The following is a 16,298-nucleotide window of genomic DNA, read 5'->3' as shown; positions in this document are numbered from 1 at the left end:
TGAAAGGCACGATCACCCACCACATGAAATCCCAGACAGTGATGAGTTGGGAACCGGCGCGCGCGGACATGGTCAAAAGTTGCGCGGTCGAGATGCCGAATGCGGATTGATAGAGCGGCAGCAGCAACGTAAAGTTGAGAAATACGGCGACACTGGCAATGGCGCAGGTGGCCGCCACATATGCGAGCCATCCCCAACGGCGCAGCAGCGTTGCAACGGTAATATAAGTGAGCGCCAACGTCGCGTTGGCGATTTCACCGATACCGAAAGTGGATGACACGGGCAGATGCAATAAATTTTTTAAGATGGCGATGGCGGCGCCGGCAGGCCAGCCGAACAAAAGCGCGCCGACGACGACGGGCACATCGCTGATATCCAGCGTTAAAAAAGCGGGCATCAGCGGCAGCGGAAATTGCCACAGCATCAATACGGCGGCAATGGCCGCGAGCAGACTGACGCGCGCGAACCAACGGAGATTGTGTTTTTTCATAATGAATAACCGTTTCTGAACATATAACCGAATTCGAATTGATTTTATTATAGCATTGCGATGATGAAATCCGGCACCTTAGTGACGATCAATGCGCCGCCAAATCGTTTCCACGAGCAGCCAGCAGGCGGAGGCGCCGATGCCCACGTAGAGAGGATTGAGCGTGAAGGTATCGTTACCGATGGAAAGCACGGCGATCAGAGTGGAGAAAAGAATATTCGCCGTCGTGCTTTTTTCCGAGGTCGGTCCTTTGGCGTAAATGGCGAGTAAAAAGGGTAAGAAAACGCCCGCGCCGCGCAGCGAAAAGGAAAGGAAATTCCAGTAGAGAATCTGGGAGTGGTAGCGGTATAACGAAACCGAAAAAGCGGCGAGCACAAGCATAATCAGCGCCGCCTGCAAAATGAAAAGCAGCCGCTTTTGTCCCTTTACGCCAAATCCCAACTCGAAGATATCGACGGCGATCGAGGTGGCGGCGCCCAACGACAGTCCGGCGATCGAGCCGATGATGGAAAGTAAAATCGCGCCGACTCCCAACCCCGCCAAAAGCGCCGGCAAGTGCATCTGCATAAACATCGGCAATGCGGTGACGGCGTCGATCGACGGCGTCATAAAATGCGTATGGATGCCGATTAAAATCAGCGGCAAACCGACCGGCATGCAAAGTGCGGCCGCCAAGTAACTGCCGCGCGCCGCGGTTTCGGCGTCACGCGCGCTGTACAGCGCCTGCGCATACGATTGCGTCACGGCGACACCGATAATGACGGAAAGACAGTTCGTCGCGAACATGCGCCAGCCGTTGCCGCTCTGCGGCCAAAGCCAGTCGGCGTGCCACACCGTGGCTGCGGGAAGTTGCGCCAAGCCGCGCCAGGCGTAAACGCCCGCGATAATCAGCGTGCTGTAGAGCAACACCGTTTTGACGATGCCGGATACCGCCGTGCCGCGAATGCCGCCGGCCAACACATACAACACGACAATGACGAGCAGCAGCAAAGTGCCCGTCAGTTCCGAGACGGGAAATAAAATTTGCATGAAATGAATGCCGGCCAAGCCGCTCGCGACGAGCGAAAAGAAAATTCCCAAAGCGGACACGATGGAAGTCGCTACGCCTGCCATTTTGCCGTAGCGCGCCGCCATATACTCGGCGATGGTTTTTAAGCCGCTTGCGCGCAACGGTCCGGCGTATACTTTACCCAACAGAATAAAGCCGAGCGTTGAGCCGAAAGTAAACCACCAAGCGGAAAAACCGGCGCTCACGGCGCCTTGGGCGGTACCGACGGTGGCCGAGCCGCCGACGATCGTGCCGACAAGCGCGCCGGCGACAAGCCACGGACCGGACGCGCGACCGCCCACGCTGAAATTTTCCAAGGATGATTTTTGCGCTGTCGCAAAAATCGCGATAAAGACGGCGGCGAAGGCGAGAAAAATTCCGCACCAATGCCACACGGTAAATGAACTCACATTGCCTCCTATATACCACAGACAATCCATTCTTTTTTATTATAACATCGGGAAACCGTGCTCATATAGATTCGTTATGACAGTCATGATGCACGTTAAAAATATTTTGGAGAAAAATTGACACTGCTATTTTTTTGTGCTATTCTACCTGTAATTAAATGAAATCATCGATGAACGGGAAGAGTACCGTCGTAACAAACGCTAAAGCGAGCCGGTGACAGTGGAAGATCGGCGCGGGAGGACGACGCGAATGGGCCCGGGAGATACGACCCGATCCGCTGCGCGGGGTAGGCGTCGACGGCACCTTCGGCCGCTATCCCGAAGCGCGTATCGCAAATCGCCGTACGTAGTAAGCCGGACTGATGACAGTCAAGCGGGGTGGCACCGCGGAAGGATACCTTTCGTCCCCATATCATTTGGATATGGATGTGGACGGGAGGCTTTTTTATTGTCCGCATCGGAAAGGAGATAACATGCAAACACAAACATTGGTATTTCAAAAAACACGCGGCGGGCAATTTCGCTGGTTGACCGTTTCGACTTTGTTGCTTTCCATCGGGACGATTCTACATATCGCGTCTCCCTCCATCGCGGGGTTCACGCCGAATTGGATGATCGCGACGTATTGCGTGGCGATTTTGCTGACGAAACCGACGTATCGCCAATGTTTCGGCATCGGCATGGTGGCGGCCTGCATCGAAATTCTGACCTCGAAATCGGGCTTTCCCTACGGCAATCTGATCAGCGAACCTTTGGGCGCGATGACGGCCGCGTGTTTCGCGCACATGATTTTGCCGCACGTTCGGCAAAAAAGCATCCTGAGCGCGGTCTGCGGCGGCGTCGCCACATTGATCAGCGGGTTCGTTTTTGTATCGCTGATGACATACATGCTCGGGATTGCGACCAATGTATATTTGTATGCGATGCTCCCGGCGGTTGGTTTGGTCGCGGTCATTAACGGCGTTATCACGCCGGTCCTGTACGCGCCGGCGCAACGGCTGCTGCATGCTTCACTGACGACGCAAGCGGAAGTCGCCAACGTGTCGCACGCGGGACTTGCTTTACGACCGCAGCAGGATGCGGCATTTTCCATCGAACATTTGAGCTATCGCTATCCGCAGGCGACAGCGGACGCGTTGCACGATATCAATCTGACGGTCGAACGCGGAGACTTTCTGGTGTTGGCGGGCGCGGCGGGAGCCGGTAAAACGACGCTGATGTCCGCGCTCTGCGGAGCGGTTCCGCATTACTACGGCGGCGTCATGAGCGGCATGGTTTTTGTGGAAGATCTGGCGATTACGCAGCACAGCATCGCGGAGATCGCGACTAAAGTCGGCACGATTTTACCGGATTACGATGCGCAGCTGGTGACGTTGACCGTCGCTGAAGAAATGGAATTCGCCTTGGAAAATCGCGGTTACGCTGCCGCGGAAATTGCGCGCCGCAGCGCAGAGGCGTTAGCGAAAGTCGGTTTGAGCGGCTTGGAGGAACGCAACGTGGCGACGCTTTCCGGCGGTCAGCGTCAGCGCCTGGTCATCGCGTCGGTGCTCGCGACGGAGCCGAAGATATTGGTCATCGATGAGCCGACCTCGGCGCTTGATCCGGAAGGCACGCAAGCGTTTTACCAATTGCTCGGCACGCTGAATCAGCGAGACGGTTTGACCGTTGTCGTTACCGAGTCGCAGTTGGCGGAAGTCGCGCCGTATGCCAAGCGCGCCGCGCTGTTGGATGAAGGACGTTTGGTCATGGTGGACGCGTTCGATGAAGTGGTCGGCCGCATGCAGGCGGACGCCACGTTCCGTGATTTGTTGCCCGATCGGTATCAGGAAGCGACGGCATCGGCAGTCGTCGCGGGGAGGGCGACATGCTGAAAACGGAGCATTTATGTTTTGCGTACGCCGACGGTCGCGAAGTGATTCATGATCTTTCGCTGGCTTTTGCGGCCGGTGAAATCACCGCTTTGGTCGGCAAAAACGGTAGCGGTAAAACGACCCTCACACGACTTTTGATGGGACTGGAACGGCCGACCTCCGGACGCATCGAGCTGAACGGTCGGGAACTGACGAGATTATCCGCGAGTGAACGCAGTCGTTTTTTGGGGTACGTATTTCAACAGGCGGATCGACAACTTTTTTGCACCACGGTGTACGATGAAATCGCATTCGGCCCGCTCGAGCAGGGACGCGACAAGGTAGAGACTCGCGAGAAAGCGGAGGCGGCGCTGAAATTATGCGGACTGGAAGAAGAACGGGACGCGTACCCGCCGCTTCTTTCGCGGGCGAAAAAGCAACGCGTCGCATTGGCTTCGGCAGTGGCGCTCGGCGCGGAATTTCTCATCCTTGATGAACCGACGAGCGGCATTTCGCCGGCGGATATCCGCCAGCTGATGCAGATTTTAACAAAATTGGCGGCAGCAGGATTGGGAATTATTTTGGTCACGCACGCGCCCGATGTGGTAAGACGGTACGCGCAACGCGTCGTGATGCTCGCCGACGGTCGCGTCGTTTATAACGGCGAGCCGCAAACATTTTTAGCAAGCATGTACCGCGACGGGCGGGACGTTTCCCATCATACCGATGACGGAGGTGCAAAATGACGCGCTTGGTTCCTTTAACAAAAATTTTCATGATTGTCGCGGTGTCGCTCGCCGTTTTGTTTTTACAAAGTCCGCCGGCGCTCTTTGCGCTGTTTCTCGCGGAAATCGTCATTTTTATCGCCGCCGGCGTGTTGCAACAAAATCGCAAAGCGTTATTGGCATTTATTTTCTTCGCGATCCTTTTGGGCGTCATTCAATACCTTGGCGGCGGCACGTTGCAGTCCGCGTATGTCGCGGGTTTACGGATGTTGGCATTGGCGGGCGTTTTCCTCTTGGTGTTGACGACGACGCGCTTGCAGGATCTGACGGCCGCGGTCGTGACGCAGTTGCACATCCCGTATGAATACGCGTTCATGTTCACGGCGGCGTTGCGTTTTGTGCCGGATTTTCTGGCGGAAAACAAAGCGGTACTCGAGGCGCAGGCTTGCCGCGGCGTGCCGCAGAACGGACACTATCTGCGCCGCAGCAAAGCGTATCTCGGCGTGGTACAGCCCCTCGTTTTGAAATCGCTCGCGCGTTCGGAAACGATGGCGCTTTCGCTGGAGCTTCGCGGCTTCGGTGCCGGCACCACGCGCTTTACCCGCGCCGTGACGCCGCAACAGCGCGATTACTTGGTAATGGCGCTGCTGACGGCGGGCATTGCGGTCAGCCTGTATCTGCGCTTGACGTACAGTTACTGAAAACATCGCGCATTGCGTAACAGCGGGGATCATATTATAATAGTAAGAATTAATCGACAAAGTCGCAGCATGGTAGGAGGGGCAGTATGAAATACAGAATTCGACACAGTTTGGCAGATTATAAGGTGCAAAGTTACGTGCACGGTGACACAATTCCCGATGACGCGATCGATTGTTCGCTCGGGATTAATCCGTTCGGCTACACGCCGCAACTGACGGAGGAATTGTATCGGGAGACATTCAGCGGCATCTCGCCGTATCCGAGCTATCCGTACCGTGAACTGCGCGCGGCGATTTGCGAATACCTCGCGCCGGCGGCGAAAATTGCGCCGGAGCAACTTGCGATTCACACGGGATCGATGGGCATGTTGATCGATCTGAACCGGCTCTTTATTGATGAGGGGACTCATGTTCTCGTCGGCGAACCGACGTTTTCTTCCGCGACCACCGATATGCGCGCGATGGGCGCGCAACTCACCGTCGTCGCGTTGCGGGAAGAAGAGCAGTTCCGTTTCTCCGTCGCGCGTTTTATCGAAGCGCTGCGTCCGGAGCATACGCTCGTGTATTTGGATAATCCGAATAACCCGACCGGTCAAATGATTCCGCTGGCGGACATCGAGCAGCTGGCGCAAAAAGCGGCGGCGCAGGACACGATGGTGATCGTCGATGAAGCGTACGGCGATTTTATGCCGCTGGAAAATTCGGCGGTCGCCTTGGTTAATAAGTATCCGAATGTGATCGTCGTCAAAACGCTTTCGAAAGGGTTCGGATTAGCCGGCCTGCGGACTGGTTACGCGGTATTGCCGCAAGCATTTATGCCGATCATGCAGAAATTGCCGGCGGAAATGGTCGTCACCGAAACCGCCGCCCGTTTGACGCCGATCGCCTTACGTGATCGCGAACATATCACGCGCTCCAAAACGCAGATTGCGGCGAATAAAGCACGCGTGCTGGAGGCACTTTCCGTATTGCAGGCATCCGTTACCGGCGATACGGTGCCGATCGTGCTTTTGTATACGGAACGCGATCTTAATTTATTTGACGTGATGCTGCAGCACGGCATTATCACCGAACGCGGCGAAGATTTTGACGGGATCGGTAAACGCCATATCCGTTTGCGTGTGCCGCGTGATTTGACGGAACTCCTGCCGCGTTTGGCGGCCGTGGAAAAAGAAGTGGAGGGAGCGTCATGCAACAGCAGGTAAGCATTTGGAACGTCGTGAAACTGGCGGGAGCTTACATCGCGTTTACGATCGGTTCGGGCTTTGCGACCGGCCAGGAAGTGTTGCAATTTTTCACATCGTACGGACCGGCGGGTTACATCGGCGCGCTCGTCAGCATGTTTCTTTTCGCCGCGATGGGCGCGGCTCTGATGGTCAAAGGACACGAATTGAATTTGACCGTGCAGACGGAAATTTTCCGCTACTATTGCGGTAAATATATCGGTTACATTTTGGAAATTTTCACGATCGTTTGCCTTTTTTGCGTCGTTTCCATTATGTTCGCCGGATCCGGCGCCGTAGCCGGCGAATACTTCGGCGTCGGTGCGGAAATTGGCAAACTCGGCATGGCGATTCTTTGCGTCATGACCGTGTTGCTCGGTTTGAACGGTTTGGTCGATATTATCGGCGCGATCGGACCGGTCATTACCGTGTTTACGATTTTAATCGGTATCGTGACCGCAGTGACCAGCACGTACTACGGCAATGATTTGACGGGGGCGCAAGTGCAGGCTCTCTTCGATTTGCGCGCGACCGCCGGCTGGTGGTTCGGGGCGTATGAATGGTTGGATACCGCTTGGTTCAGTGGGGTGCTGTATGCGGCTTGCATGGTTTTGGGCGGGATTCCTTTTCTTGCCGGACTCGGCACGCGCGCGCGCAATCGCCAGGAAGCGATTTGGGGCGGCGTGATGGGCGGCGTTTTCCTGATGCTGTCGGTCATCATGATCGTCTTCGCGATGCTTTGCTATCCGGATCAGATCGTGACCTACGAAGTGCCGAATTTGTTCCTGGCGGAACAACATCTGCCGATTCTCGCGATGATTTTCTCTGTGGTGCTTTTGTTGGGGATTTACTCCACGGCGGCGCCGATGTTTTGGCTCGTGCTGAACCGCATTCAGGGCTTTGGCCTTGGCCGTACGCCGATGCTCGCGGTGACGGTGGTCTTGGGGATTGTGGCGTACTTCGGCGCGCAGATCGGTTTTGGTAAATTGATCGGCATTCTGTATCCGCTGATGGGACAAGTCGGACTTATTATGATTCCGGTGGTATTCCTGCGCGCGGGCGCACGAAAAGCAGAGTTAATGAAAGAGTAAACGAAAAAAGAAAAAGAGCTGCCGCGGCAGCTCTTTTTTTGTGCAAAAAAAACACCGGAGATTTCCGGTGTTTTTTGATTTTATTTTGCTTCTTGCTCCATCGCCTGAATGAATCCGTAAAACAGAGGATGCGGATTATTCGGACGCGATTTGAATTCCGGATGGAACTGCACGGCGACAAAGAAGGGATGGTCTTTGACTTCGACAATTTCCACCAGACGTTCATCGGGACTGGTGCCGGCGAGAATTAAACCGGCGTCAGTCAGTTGCTTACGATACGCGTTGTTGAATTCATAGCGGTGACGATGGCGCTCATACACCAATTCTTCTCCGTAAAGCGCGCGCGAACGCGTGCCGTCGACCAACTTGCAGGGATACAGACCCAAGCGCATGGTGCCGCCTTTATCTTCGATATCGACCTGGTCGGGCATCAGGTCAATGACCGGATGTGCGGCGTCGGTATCAAATTCGCTCGAAATCGCATCTTCAATACCGCAGACGTTGCGGGCGAATTCCATCACGGCGCATTGCATGCCGAGACATAAACCGAGGTAGGGAATTTTATGTTCGCGCGCGAAACGGATCGTACGGATCTTGCCTTCCACGCCGCGAGAACCGAAACCGCCGGGGACGACGATACCGTCCACACCCGCAAAAAGCGGTGCGATGTCATCGGCTGATTCGATTTCTTCCGAATCGATCCAGCGAATGTTGACTTTGCGGTTAAACGCATAGCCGGCATGATCGAGCGATTCGACGACGGAAAGATACGCGTCGTGGAGCGAAACGTATTTGCCGACGAGCGCCACTTCCAGTTCGCCCTGCGGGTGGAGCATGCGATCGACCATGTGTTCCCAATCGCTCATATCGAGCGGCTTGTCTTCCAGCTGTAATTTGCGCAGAACGATTTTATCCAAACCTTCATGCTGCATCATCAAAGGTACTTCGTAAATGCTTTGCGCGGTACGATTTTCAATGATCGCGTCGACATCGACGTCGCAGAATAACGCGATTTTTTCTTTCATTTCCTGTGAGATCGGGTATTCGCTGCGGCAGACGATGATGTCCGGCTGGATACCGATGCTGCGCATTTCTTTCACGCTGTGTTGCGTCGGTTTCGTTTTCAATTCGCCGGAAGCGGAGATGTACGGCAGAAGCGTCACGTGAATATACAGAACGTTTTCTTTGCCGATATCTTTTTTCACCTGGCGAATCGCTTCCAAAAACGGTTGGCTTTCGATATCGCCGACCGTGCCGCCGATTTCGGTGATAACTACGTCGGCATTGACTTCCTGACCGACGCGGAACACCTGTTCTTTGATCGCGTTCGTCACATGCGGAATGACCTGAACGGTCCCGCCCAGGTAATCGCCTTTACGTTCCCGCGAAATGACGGTTTGATAAATGCGACCGCTCGTCACATTGGAACGCTGACTTAAGTTGATATCGATAAAGCGTTCGTAATGACCGAGGTCGAGGTCCGTTTCCGCACCGTCATCGGTTACGAAGACTTCACCGTGTTGGTACGGGCTCATCGTGCCGGGATCGATATTTAAATACGGATCGAATTTTTGGATCGTGACCCGATAGCCGCGGTTTTTCAGTAAACGGCCGAGTGATGCGGCGGTGATACCCTTACCGAGCGAAGAAACGACACCGCCCGTAACAAATATGTACTTAGTCATGCGTCCTCCTTTACATTTTTTCCGGCGCGCTGACACCGAGAATGGTTAATCCGTGCCATAAAATATACTTGGTCGCTGTGATCAGTCCCAAACGCGCCTGCTGGCGTTCCTGATCAATGCCCAAAATGCGGCACTGTTTATAAAACGAATGGAACAGACCGGCGAGTTCATAGAGATAGCGAGCCAGACGATGCGGCGCGTGCGCGGCGGCCGCGTTTGCGATCATCTCGCGATACTCGCTCATCTGTTTAATCAGATCCAGTTCGGCGGGTTCCGTCAGCAAACTGAAATCGGTATCTTCCCAAGCGCCGTATGCGATCTGATTTTCCTCCGCCTGGCGGTAAATGCTGTGAATGCGCGCGTAGGCGTATTGGATGTAGTACACCGGATTTTCATTGCTGTGCGATTTTGCCAAGTCGATGTCAAAGTCGAGCTGGCTGTCGAGCGAACGCATGATGAAGAAATACCGCGCCGCGTCGGCGCCGACTTCTTCGATCAGTTCGGCAAGCGTAATCGATTTGCCGGTACGTTTGCTCATCTTGACGACTTCGCCGCCGCGCAAGAGATTGACCATTTGCAAAAGCAAAATTTCGAGTTTATCCGGATCATAGCCAAGCGCCGTGAGCGCCGCTTTGACGCGCGCGACGTAACCGTGATGGTCGGCGCCCCAGATGTTGATCATCTGCGTGAAACCGCGTTCATACTTGTTGCGGTGGTACGCGATATCGGCGGCGAAATACGTGCCGACGCCGTTGGCGCGTATGACAACGCGATCTTTGTCATCGCCGTATGCAGTGGTGTTCAGCCACAGCGCGCCTTCTTTTTCATACAGCTTGCCGCGCGCTTTCAGTTCGGCGCACGCCGTCTCAATCGCTTCCGGATGCAATGTGCGTTCACTGAACCACTGATCGAACTCCACATGGAAATCCGCCAAATCTTTACGCAAACGTTCAAGTTTCGCGTTGAGCGCCCGCTCTTTGAAAATCGCGAGGCGTTCGGCGGCGGGCATGGCCAAATATTTGTCGCCGTCCTCATCAATGATCGTCTGTGCGGTCGTGATGATGTCGCGGCCGTGGTAACCGTCTTCCGGAAATTCAACCGTTTCACCCAAGAGTTCACGGTAACGTGCATCGACCGATTTCGCGAGATTGTCGATTTGGTTGCCCGCGTCGTTGATGTAGTACTCCGCCTGTGTCGGGTAGCCGGCGGCGCGCAGCAGGTTCACCAGCGCACTGCCGAACGCCGCGCCGCGGCCGTGACCGATATGGAGCGGTCCGGTGGGGTTGGCGCTGACGTATTCGACTTGAATGTATTCGTCGCTTTTTTCCGGCAGGTTGCCGTAGTCATTACCCTTGCGCAAAATTTCTTTTAAAATATCGTAGACTGCGTCGTTTTTCAAAAATAAATTGATAAAACCGGCGCCGGCGATTTCCGCGCGTTCAATCAGCGGGGAGTCGAGCTCCGCCAGAATCGCGTCTGCAATTTGCCGCGGCGCGCGCCGGGCGATTTTCGCCGATTGCATGGCGAGATTGGTGGCAAAATCACCGAATTCTTTTTGCGGCGGCTGTTCCAGAAAAGGTTCGGGGTAGTCGCCGGCGGGAAGTGTTCCCTTAGTGACGGCCGCTTTGACCGCGTCGGTCAGCGCCGCACCAATTTCCGTCCGTAAATCCATCAGTTCGTTCCGTCCTCTCGTGAGCGTATGATCAGTTCGTTATAATTCGCATGGACGCCTTCCAGCGCGACGTCGTAACGGAGTTCAATTTCTCCCTCGCCGTTCGTGAGCGTATGCGTCAGCTCATGCGTGTACATCGTCAGCGTGACGTTGCCAAAGGGGGTCTCATACAGTGATTTTTGCGAGGTTCCCGGCAAAAATTCCTGTTGCTGCGTGATCTTACCGTCGCGCATCAGCACGAGCGAATGCGGAAACAATTTTAACGTTGTCCGCGTTCCCGTAAGTCCGGTCAGAGAAGATTCGTCGTAACACAAAATTTGCACGTCGCCTTGTTTTTCGTACGTGCCCTTTGTGGTCAGTTCAATACTCTCTTCCTGGCCGTTCTCATCGCGCTGCAGCGTGTTCACGGTAATAATGACCGCCTTCATCACGCACCTCCGTAATATTAACTATATAATTCTATCATTTATAAGGGAAAAAATCTATGATGCCGGCATCATAAAACCGTCTCCGAAGAGACGGCTGTTTTTATAAAAGAATGATGCGCGGCACCAAGTTGACCGTGTTTCGGGCGGTCGGTAATTATTTTTCTCGCAAATCTCGCGGATTGTTATTCTTGCGCAAAGTCAATGCATGAAAATGCGGCAACCGGCAACATGCGCGACAAATTTAATCTTTATTTGTCGTCATGGGAGCGGTTTGCGTTTTGCGAATTTTGGGAGCGACGTTTGCGCAGGTAGTGGTAATAAGCATAGGCGAGGGCGGCCACGACGACGGAACCGATAAACAGTTCCATGTCGTAGGTCAGAAGATTTTCCCAATGCTCGCCCAGCTGGAACCCGAGCCAAACGAGCAGCATCGTCCAGGGAATCGTGCCGATCACGGTATACCAGATGAAGGGTTTGAGCGGATAGCGCGCCATTCCGGCGGGCAGCGAAATAAATGTGCGTATGCCCGGTAACAGACGGCCGGTCAAAACGGCAATGCCGCCGTAGCGGGCAAACCAATCATCCGCCGAAGAAAGTTTCGTTTGCGAGAGAAAAAAGAGATGTTTATGTTTTTGTAAGAAAGGACGGCCGCCGTAGTAACCGATAGCGTACGACAGCAGCGATCCCACCAGTCCCGCCGCGACGCCGACCACGCAGGCGAGCGTGTAGGTGAAAGTGCCGCGATGTACGAGATAACCGGCAAAGCCTAAAACGACTTCGCTCGGAATCGGGATATTCATATTTTCCGCAACCATGGTTAAAAACAGCGCCCAGTAGCCGTAATCTTCCATGAAAAGATAAAGCCAATCCATACGGACTCCTTCCGTGATTCATTTATTTGCATGCGCATTGCGCGTAAACGACATAGGAACGTCTGTCATACCGAAAGACGCGTATCGTATAAATTTGATTATAACGGCAGCCTTCCGTCTTGACAAGGCAGGCGATTATCTCTATAATGCTTTTGATTTACGGCAGCTTGCATGGGCAAGCGCAATCGTACGGTTCTGGTAACGACTTATATCCCTAAAGGAATAAGAACGGAGGAACAAAATGGAAAATTGGCAAAAAGATCCGGCGGCGGACAAGCCGCGCACGACGGAAGTGACATCACCGATTAATGATTTGCAGGCGGATTCGCAAGTAGCGGAGCGGCCTGCGGACGAACGGCCGAACGTAGCGCCGCCGACGAAACGTTCGTTTATGACGGTACGGCAGCTTGTGATCACCGGCCTTTTAGGCGGTATTACCGCATTGCTCGGTTTGACGGGCTACGGTTTTATTCACCTCATTTATATGAAAGCGACCATTCTGCATATTCCGACGATTATCGGCGGCATTGTGGAAGGACCGCGCGTCGGCATGATGACCGGTTTGATTTTCGGTTGCTTCAGCTTATTCCAAAATATTGTGGCGCCGACGCTGATGAGTATCGTGTTTTTGAATCCGCTCATTTCGGTATTGCCGCGCGTGCTGCTCGGTTTGATCGCGTACCTCGTGTACCGCGCCATGCCGGGAGCGCAGGCCGTTAAAATCGCGGTGTCCGCATTGGTAACATCGATGATGAACACGATCATGGTCATGGGCTTGACGTATATTTTGTACGCTAAAGAATTCGCGGAAATGCGTCATGTTCCGCTCGATCAGGTAGTTAATATTATCATTGGCATTTGCATCGCCAACGGCATTCCGGAAGCCATCGGCGCGGCCGTGATTGTCACGCCGATCGTGTTGGTACTGCTCAAAACGCGCAAACCGACTCGCCGGCAAGCGTAATATTCACGACACAAAAAAAGCATCGCCTTGCGGCGATGCTTTTTAATTGCGTTATTTTTTCGCGTCTTCCTGAACGAGATCGATAATGGTGCGCACCATTTCCGACGATTTCACTAAGGAATTAAGCGGTAAATATTCATAGACCGAGTGGAAGTTGTGGCCGCCGGTGAAGAAGTTCGGCGTGAAGATGCCTTGCGAGGACAGGTACGAACCGTCGGTGCCGCCGCGCATCGAAAGCGTTTTCGGCGTGATGCCGAGGCGTTCCATCGCGGTGTAAATATGATCGACGGCGAATTCGTTTGCCGGCGTTTTCGCGTCTTTAATATTGGCGTAGACATCTTCCATCGAAAGTTCGATCGTCGCGCGCGGATACCGTTCTTTTAAGAAAGCGACCGCTTTTTTGATGTAATCTTTATAGCCGAGGTAACGATCACGATGATGATCGCGGATGTTGAGCTCGACGCTCGCGTTTGACTGGTTGCCCGAAATGCCCTGCACCCAGATGTAGCCGTCGGTGCCGTCGGTGTTTTCCGGCGTTTTCAAACGGTCAAAATACTGCACGAAATCGCAGGCGATCAGTACCGGATTGACCATGTTGCCTTTGGCGGACATCGGGTGCGCGGCGACACCTTGGATGTTGATCACGGCGCTGCCGGCGTTAAACGTTTCGTAAACGACTTCGCCGATTTCACAGCAGTCGAGCGTGTACGCGAAGTCGACGGGGAAACGATCGAGCTCCATTTTTTTACTGCCGCGCAAACCGGTTTCTTCATCCGGCACGAATGCCAGGTAAATTTCACCGTGCGGCGCGCCGCTTTTCACCAGTTCGGTGATCGCGCCCATGACCGCGGCGACGCCCGCTTTGTCATCGGAACCGAGCACGGAGTTGCCGGTCGTCGTCACAATCGTGTCGCCGACGTAATTTTTCAACGCGGTTTCCGTTTCCGGATCAAGCACGAGATTTTTTTCTTTGTTGAGCGTAATGACGCCGCCGTCATAATTTTTCACGACTTGCGGCGAAATTTCCGGAGCAAGCTGCACGTCTACCGTATCGACGTGGGTGCAAAAACCGATGACCGGCGTGCCTTCCGGAGCGTCGGCGGTGGCGGCCAAACGCGCGGTCAAAACCGCGTGTTCGCTCACATGAATATCTTCCAAGCCCAGTTCTTTTAATTCCGTTTCCAACTCGCGTACCATGTCCCACTGCATTTTCGTGCTGGGGATTTCGCTGACGGTCGGATCGCTTTGGCTGGGGATCGAGATATAACGCAAGAAACGTTCCAGTAAAGATTCACGACTCATGTATTCCAATTTCAGGACTCCTCTCTCTGATTAAGCGCTTACGGGCGCGGATATAAGTACGAAGCTTGCAGACCGAGCGGCAGGTCGAGACCCCAGAACACGTAGAGGACTATGGACAATGTCACCAGCAAGCCGATCGTATAAGGCAGCATCATGGAACTCAACGTGCCGATGCCGGCTTCTTTGACGTATTTTTGGCAGTACGTAATGATCAAAGGATAAAACGCGAACATCGGCGTGACGACGTTGACGGCCGAGTCGCTGACGCGGAACGCTACCTGCGTCAGTTCCGGAGCAATGCCGACACCCATCAACATCGGGACGAAGATCGGTGCTAAGATGGCCCATTTCGCCGAAGCCGAAGTAATGATTAAATTCAAGAGACCGACGAAAATAATAATTCCGCCGATCGTAAGCTGCGGCGGCATCGCCAGTGAACGCAGGAAGTCTGCGCCGGAAACGGCGAGCAGAACGCCGATCTGCGACGCGTTGAACGCGTACAGGAACTGCGCCGCGAAAAAGTAGAATACGATTAATTGCACGAGAGTATGCGTCATATCTTCCATCGCGGCGGTGACATCTTTCGGACTTTTGAATTTACCCGACATAATGCCGTAGATCAAACCGGTACCGCCGGCGATGACGAAGATCAACGAAACCAGGGACTGCATGACCGGCGCTTTAAAGCTTGCGATCGTGCCGTCCGACGCGCGCCATACGGAATCCGGTGTGGACAGCGCCCAGAACAAACCGACCATGAACAAAATGAGGAATGCGCTGGCGGCATAGAACGCGCGATTTTCTTTTGCGGTGAGCGGCTTGTTCGTTTCCGCTTCAATATCCGCATCGGTAGAAAGCGGATACATTTTCCACAGCCACGGCTCGACAATTTTTTCGGTGATGTACCAGCAGGCGGGGATGACGGCGAACGTCGCGCCGAACATGTAGAAATAGTTACATAAAATGTTGACTTGATACGAAGGGGCGATAATCTGCGCCGCGCTTTGCGTGAAGCCCTGGATGATCGGGTCAATCGCGCTCGGTGTATAGTTGGCGGCAAACGCGCCGGCGATACCGGCGAATGATGCGGCGATACCGGCGAGCGGATGTTTACCTACCGCGTAAAACATGTAGGCGGCAATCGGTATGATGATCACGTAACCGGTATCCGGACCGATATGGCTCAACATACCCGCCAAAATAATAATCGGCGAGAGCGCCGCTTTTGGCGTGACGGCGAGCAACTTGCGTAGCCCCGCGCGGATATAGCCGGAGCCGTCGGCGATGGCGATGCCCAATGTCGCCACGATGACCATGCCGAGCGGCGGGAAACCGGAGTAATTCGTAACCATCTTCGTCATCAATTTAACAAGTTGGCTCGGTGCCAGCATACTGATAATACGAATCGGTTCTTTGGTGACAGGATTGATATACGAGAAATGAATCGGCGACATCAGGGCCGAGATTACGCAGACAATCAAAAAGGCGCCAATGAACAAAATCGTAATATCGGGAACGCGGTTACCCACTCTTTCGATCCAGCCCAAAATTCCTTTGGGCCTTCCCGGCGCTACAGCAGTTTTCATAATCCACCATCCTTAATAAAACAACGAATAATAAAAATACAATTGTCCATTAGTATAAGATTATATGGCATAAACCGCAATAGCAAACTTACGTCACGCGGCCTTCGTGCGCACCAGACAGCGCTTGCATGCACTGGGCGCAACGCGTTAAACACTTGTATTACGGGAAAGTAATCAAAATGTTAAAAAAATTAAACGTAAGCATACGAATTTGGCAAACGTCATTACAGCAGCTTCGCTTCTCGATCATC

General features: G+C 53.8%; 14 protein-coding genes and 1 other annotated feature. Of the genes, 6 read left to right on the top strand and 8 right to left on the bottom strand.

The features are described 5' to 3' along the window. Both RDN69_RS00735 and RDN69_RS00730 read right to left on the bottom strand, forming a co-directional pair. Positions 1–490 (bottom strand): ECF transporter S component (locus RDN69_RS00735; protein ID WP_288218095.1); only part of this gene is annotated, 490 nt, incomplete at its 3' end. A gap of 78 nt (positions 491–568) precedes the next feature. Continuing rightward, the gene (locus tag RDN69_RS00730; protein ID WP_024048103.1) at positions 569–1,948 is read right to left on the bottom strand and encodes a sodium:solute symporter; all 1,380 of its coding nucleotides are present in this window, start codon (positions 1,946–1,948) and stop codon (positions 569–571) included. Between the two features lie 161 nt (positions 1,949–2,109). Next, positions 2,110–2,360, top strand: a binding site (T-box leader). Between the two features lie 61 nt (positions 2,361–2,421). On the opposite strand from RDN69_RS00730, the gene RDN69_RS00725 reads away from it, so the two are divergent. The 5 genes from RDN69_RS00725 (at position 2,422) to RDN69_RS00705 (ending at position 7,538) form a co-directional block, all read left to right on the top strand. Then, positions 2,422–3,819 carry an energy-coupling factor ABC transporter ATP-binding protein gene (locus tag RDN69_RS00725; RefSeq protein WP_024048102.1) on the top strand — a complete coding sequence of 466 codons (1,398 nt, stop codon included), beginning with the start codon at positions 2,422–2,424 and terminating at the stop codon, positions 3,817–3,819. Further along, positions 3,813–4,544: an energy-coupling factor ABC transporter ATP-binding protein gene (locus RDN69_RS00720; protein ID WP_024048101.1), complete on the top strand. Its 732-nt coding sequence runs from the start codon at positions 3,813–3,815 to the stop codon at positions 4,542–4,544. The genes RDN69_RS00725 and RDN69_RS00720 overlap by 7 nt, the downstream gene beginning before the upstream one ends. Then, positions 4,541–5,224 (top strand): energy-coupling factor transporter transmembrane protein EcfT, encoded by a 684-nt coding sequence (locus RDN69_RS00715; RefSeq protein ID WP_034437013.1) that lies wholly within the window; start codon positions 4,541–4,543, stop codon positions 5,222–5,224. Before RDN69_RS00720 ends, RDN69_RS00715 begins: the two co-directional genes overlap by 4 nt. A gap of 86 nt (positions 5,225–5,310) precedes the next feature. Further along, entirely contained in the window at positions 5,311–6,429 is a 1,119-nt protein-coding gene (locus RDN69_RS00710; RefSeq protein WP_034437011.1) for a histidinol-phosphate transaminase, read from the top strand. Beyond that, a complete protein-coding gene (locus tag RDN69_RS00705; RefSeq protein WP_034437009.1) occupies positions 6,414–7,538 on the top strand; it encodes a membrane protein in 1,125 nt (374 codons plus the stop codon). The genes RDN69_RS00710 and RDN69_RS00705 overlap by 16 nt, the downstream gene beginning before the upstream one ends. 80 nt (positions 7,539–7,618) lie before the next feature. On the opposite strand, the gene RDN69_RS00700 is transcribed toward RDN69_RS00705, so the two are convergent. The 4 genes from RDN69_RS00700 to RDN69_RS00685 all read right to left on the bottom strand — a co-directional run bounded on the left by RDN69_RS00700 (position 7,619) and on the right by RDN69_RS00685 (position 12,195). Then, on the bottom strand, positions 7,619–9,223 hold the full coding sequence (locus RDN69_RS00700) for a CTP synthase (protein WP_034437008.1): 1,605 nt from the start codon (positions 9,221–9,223) through the stop codon (positions 7,619–7,621). Between the two features lie 10 nt (positions 9,224–9,233). After that, positions 9,234–10,895 carry an arginine--tRNA ligase gene (argS, locus tag RDN69_RS00695; RefSeq protein WP_024048199.1) on the bottom strand — a complete coding sequence of 554 codons (1,662 nt, stop codon included), beginning with the start codon at positions 10,893–10,895 and terminating at the stop codon, positions 9,234–9,236. Further along, positions 10,895–11,323 carry a DUF1934 domain-containing protein gene (locus tag RDN69_RS00690; protein ID WP_024048200.1) on the bottom strand — a complete coding sequence of 143 codons (429 nt, stop codon included), beginning with the start codon at positions 11,321–11,323 and terminating at the stop codon, positions 10,895–10,897. Before RDN69_RS00690 ends, argS begins: the two co-directional genes overlap by 1 nt. A gap of 248 nt (positions 11,324–11,571) precedes the next feature. Continuing rightward, positions 11,572–12,195 carry a DedA family protein gene (locus tag RDN69_RS00685; RefSeq protein ID WP_024048201.1) on the bottom strand — a complete coding sequence of 208 codons (624 nt, stop codon included), beginning with the start codon at positions 12,193–12,195 and terminating at the stop codon, positions 11,572–11,574. 241 nt (positions 12,196–12,436) lie between these two features. On the opposite strand from RDN69_RS00685, the gene RDN69_RS00680 reads away from it, so the two are divergent. Further along, positions 12,437–13,159, top strand: coding sequence for an ECF transporter S component (locus RDN69_RS00680; RefSeq protein WP_024048202.1), 723 nt, complete (start codon positions 12,437–12,439; stop codon positions 13,157–13,159). 51 nt (positions 13,160–13,210) lie between these two features. On the opposite strand, the gene pepT is transcribed toward RDN69_RS00680, so the two are convergent. Both pepT and RDN69_RS00670 read right to left on the bottom strand, forming a co-directional pair. After that, on the bottom strand, positions 13,211–14,461 hold the full coding sequence (gene pepT, locus RDN69_RS00675; protein WP_273259475.1) for a peptidase T: 1,251 nt from the start codon (positions 14,459–14,461) through the stop codon (positions 13,211–13,213). 38 nt (positions 14,462–14,499) lie between these two features. Further along, positions 14,500–16,047, bottom strand: coding sequence for an AbgT family transporter (locus RDN69_RS00670; RefSeq protein ID WP_288218094.1), 1,548 nt, complete (start codon positions 16,045–16,047; stop codon positions 14,500–14,502). Positions 16,048–16,298 lie beyond the last annotated feature (251 nt).

The sequence above is a fragment of the uncultured Negativicoccus sp. genome, from assembly GCF_902480485.1.
GTDB lineage: Bacteria > Bacillota > Negativicutes > Veillonellales > Negativicoccaceae > Negativicoccus > Negativicoccus succinicivorans.
The sequence above is the reverse complement of the archived record's forward strand: the minus strand, read 5'-3'. Positions and strand labels throughout refer to the sequence as shown.

Excerpts from the sequence above, each read along its gene's own strand:
- RDN69_RS00700 (WP_034437008.1), bottom strand. The coding sequence starts at position 9,223 with ATGACTAAGTACATATTTGTTACGGGCGGTGTCGTTTCTTCGCTCGGT.
- RDN69_RS00685 (WP_024048201.1), bottom strand. The coding sequence starts at position 12,195 with ATGGATTGGCTTTATCTTTTCATGGAAGATTACGGCTACTGGGCGCTG.
- argS (WP_024048199.1), bottom strand. The coding sequence starts at position 10,895 with ATGGATTTACGGACGGAAATTGGTGCGGCGCTGACCGACGCGGTCAAA.
- RDN69_RS00725 (WP_024048102.1), top strand. The coding sequence starts at position 2,422 with ATGCAAACACAAACATTGGTATTTCAAAAAACACGCGGCGGGCAATTT.
- RDN69_RS00680 (WP_024048202.1), top strand. The coding sequence starts at position 12,437 with ATGGAAAATTGGCAAAAAGATCCGGCGGCGGACAAGCCGCGCACGACG.
- pepT (WP_273259475.1), bottom strand. The coding sequence starts at position 14,461 with ATGAGTCGTGAATCTTTACTGGAACGTTTCTTGCGTTATATCTCGATC.
- RDN69_RS00720 (WP_024048101.1), top strand. The coding sequence starts at position 3,813 with ATGCTGAAAACGGAGCATTTATGTTTTGCGTACGCCGACGGTCGCGAA.
- RDN69_RS00710 (WP_034437011.1), top strand. The coding sequence starts at position 5,311 with ATGAAATACAGAATTCGACACAGTTTGGCAGATTATAAGGTGCAAAGT.
- RDN69_RS00670 (WP_288218094.1), bottom strand. The coding sequence starts at position 16,047 with ATGAAAACTGCTGTAGCGCCGGGAAGGCCCAAAGGAATTTTGGGCTGG.
- RDN69_RS00715 (WP_034437013.1), top strand. The coding sequence starts at position 4,541 with ATGACGCGCTTGGTTCCTTTAACAAAAATTTTCATGATTGTCGCGGTG.
- RDN69_RS00690 (WP_024048200.1), bottom strand. The coding sequence starts at position 11,323 with ATGAAGGCGGTCATTATTACCGTGAACACGCTGCAGCGCGATGAGAAC.
- RDN69_RS00705 (WP_034437009.1), top strand. The coding sequence starts at position 6,414 with ATGCAACAGCAGGTAAGCATTTGGAACGTCGTGAAACTGGCGGGAGCT.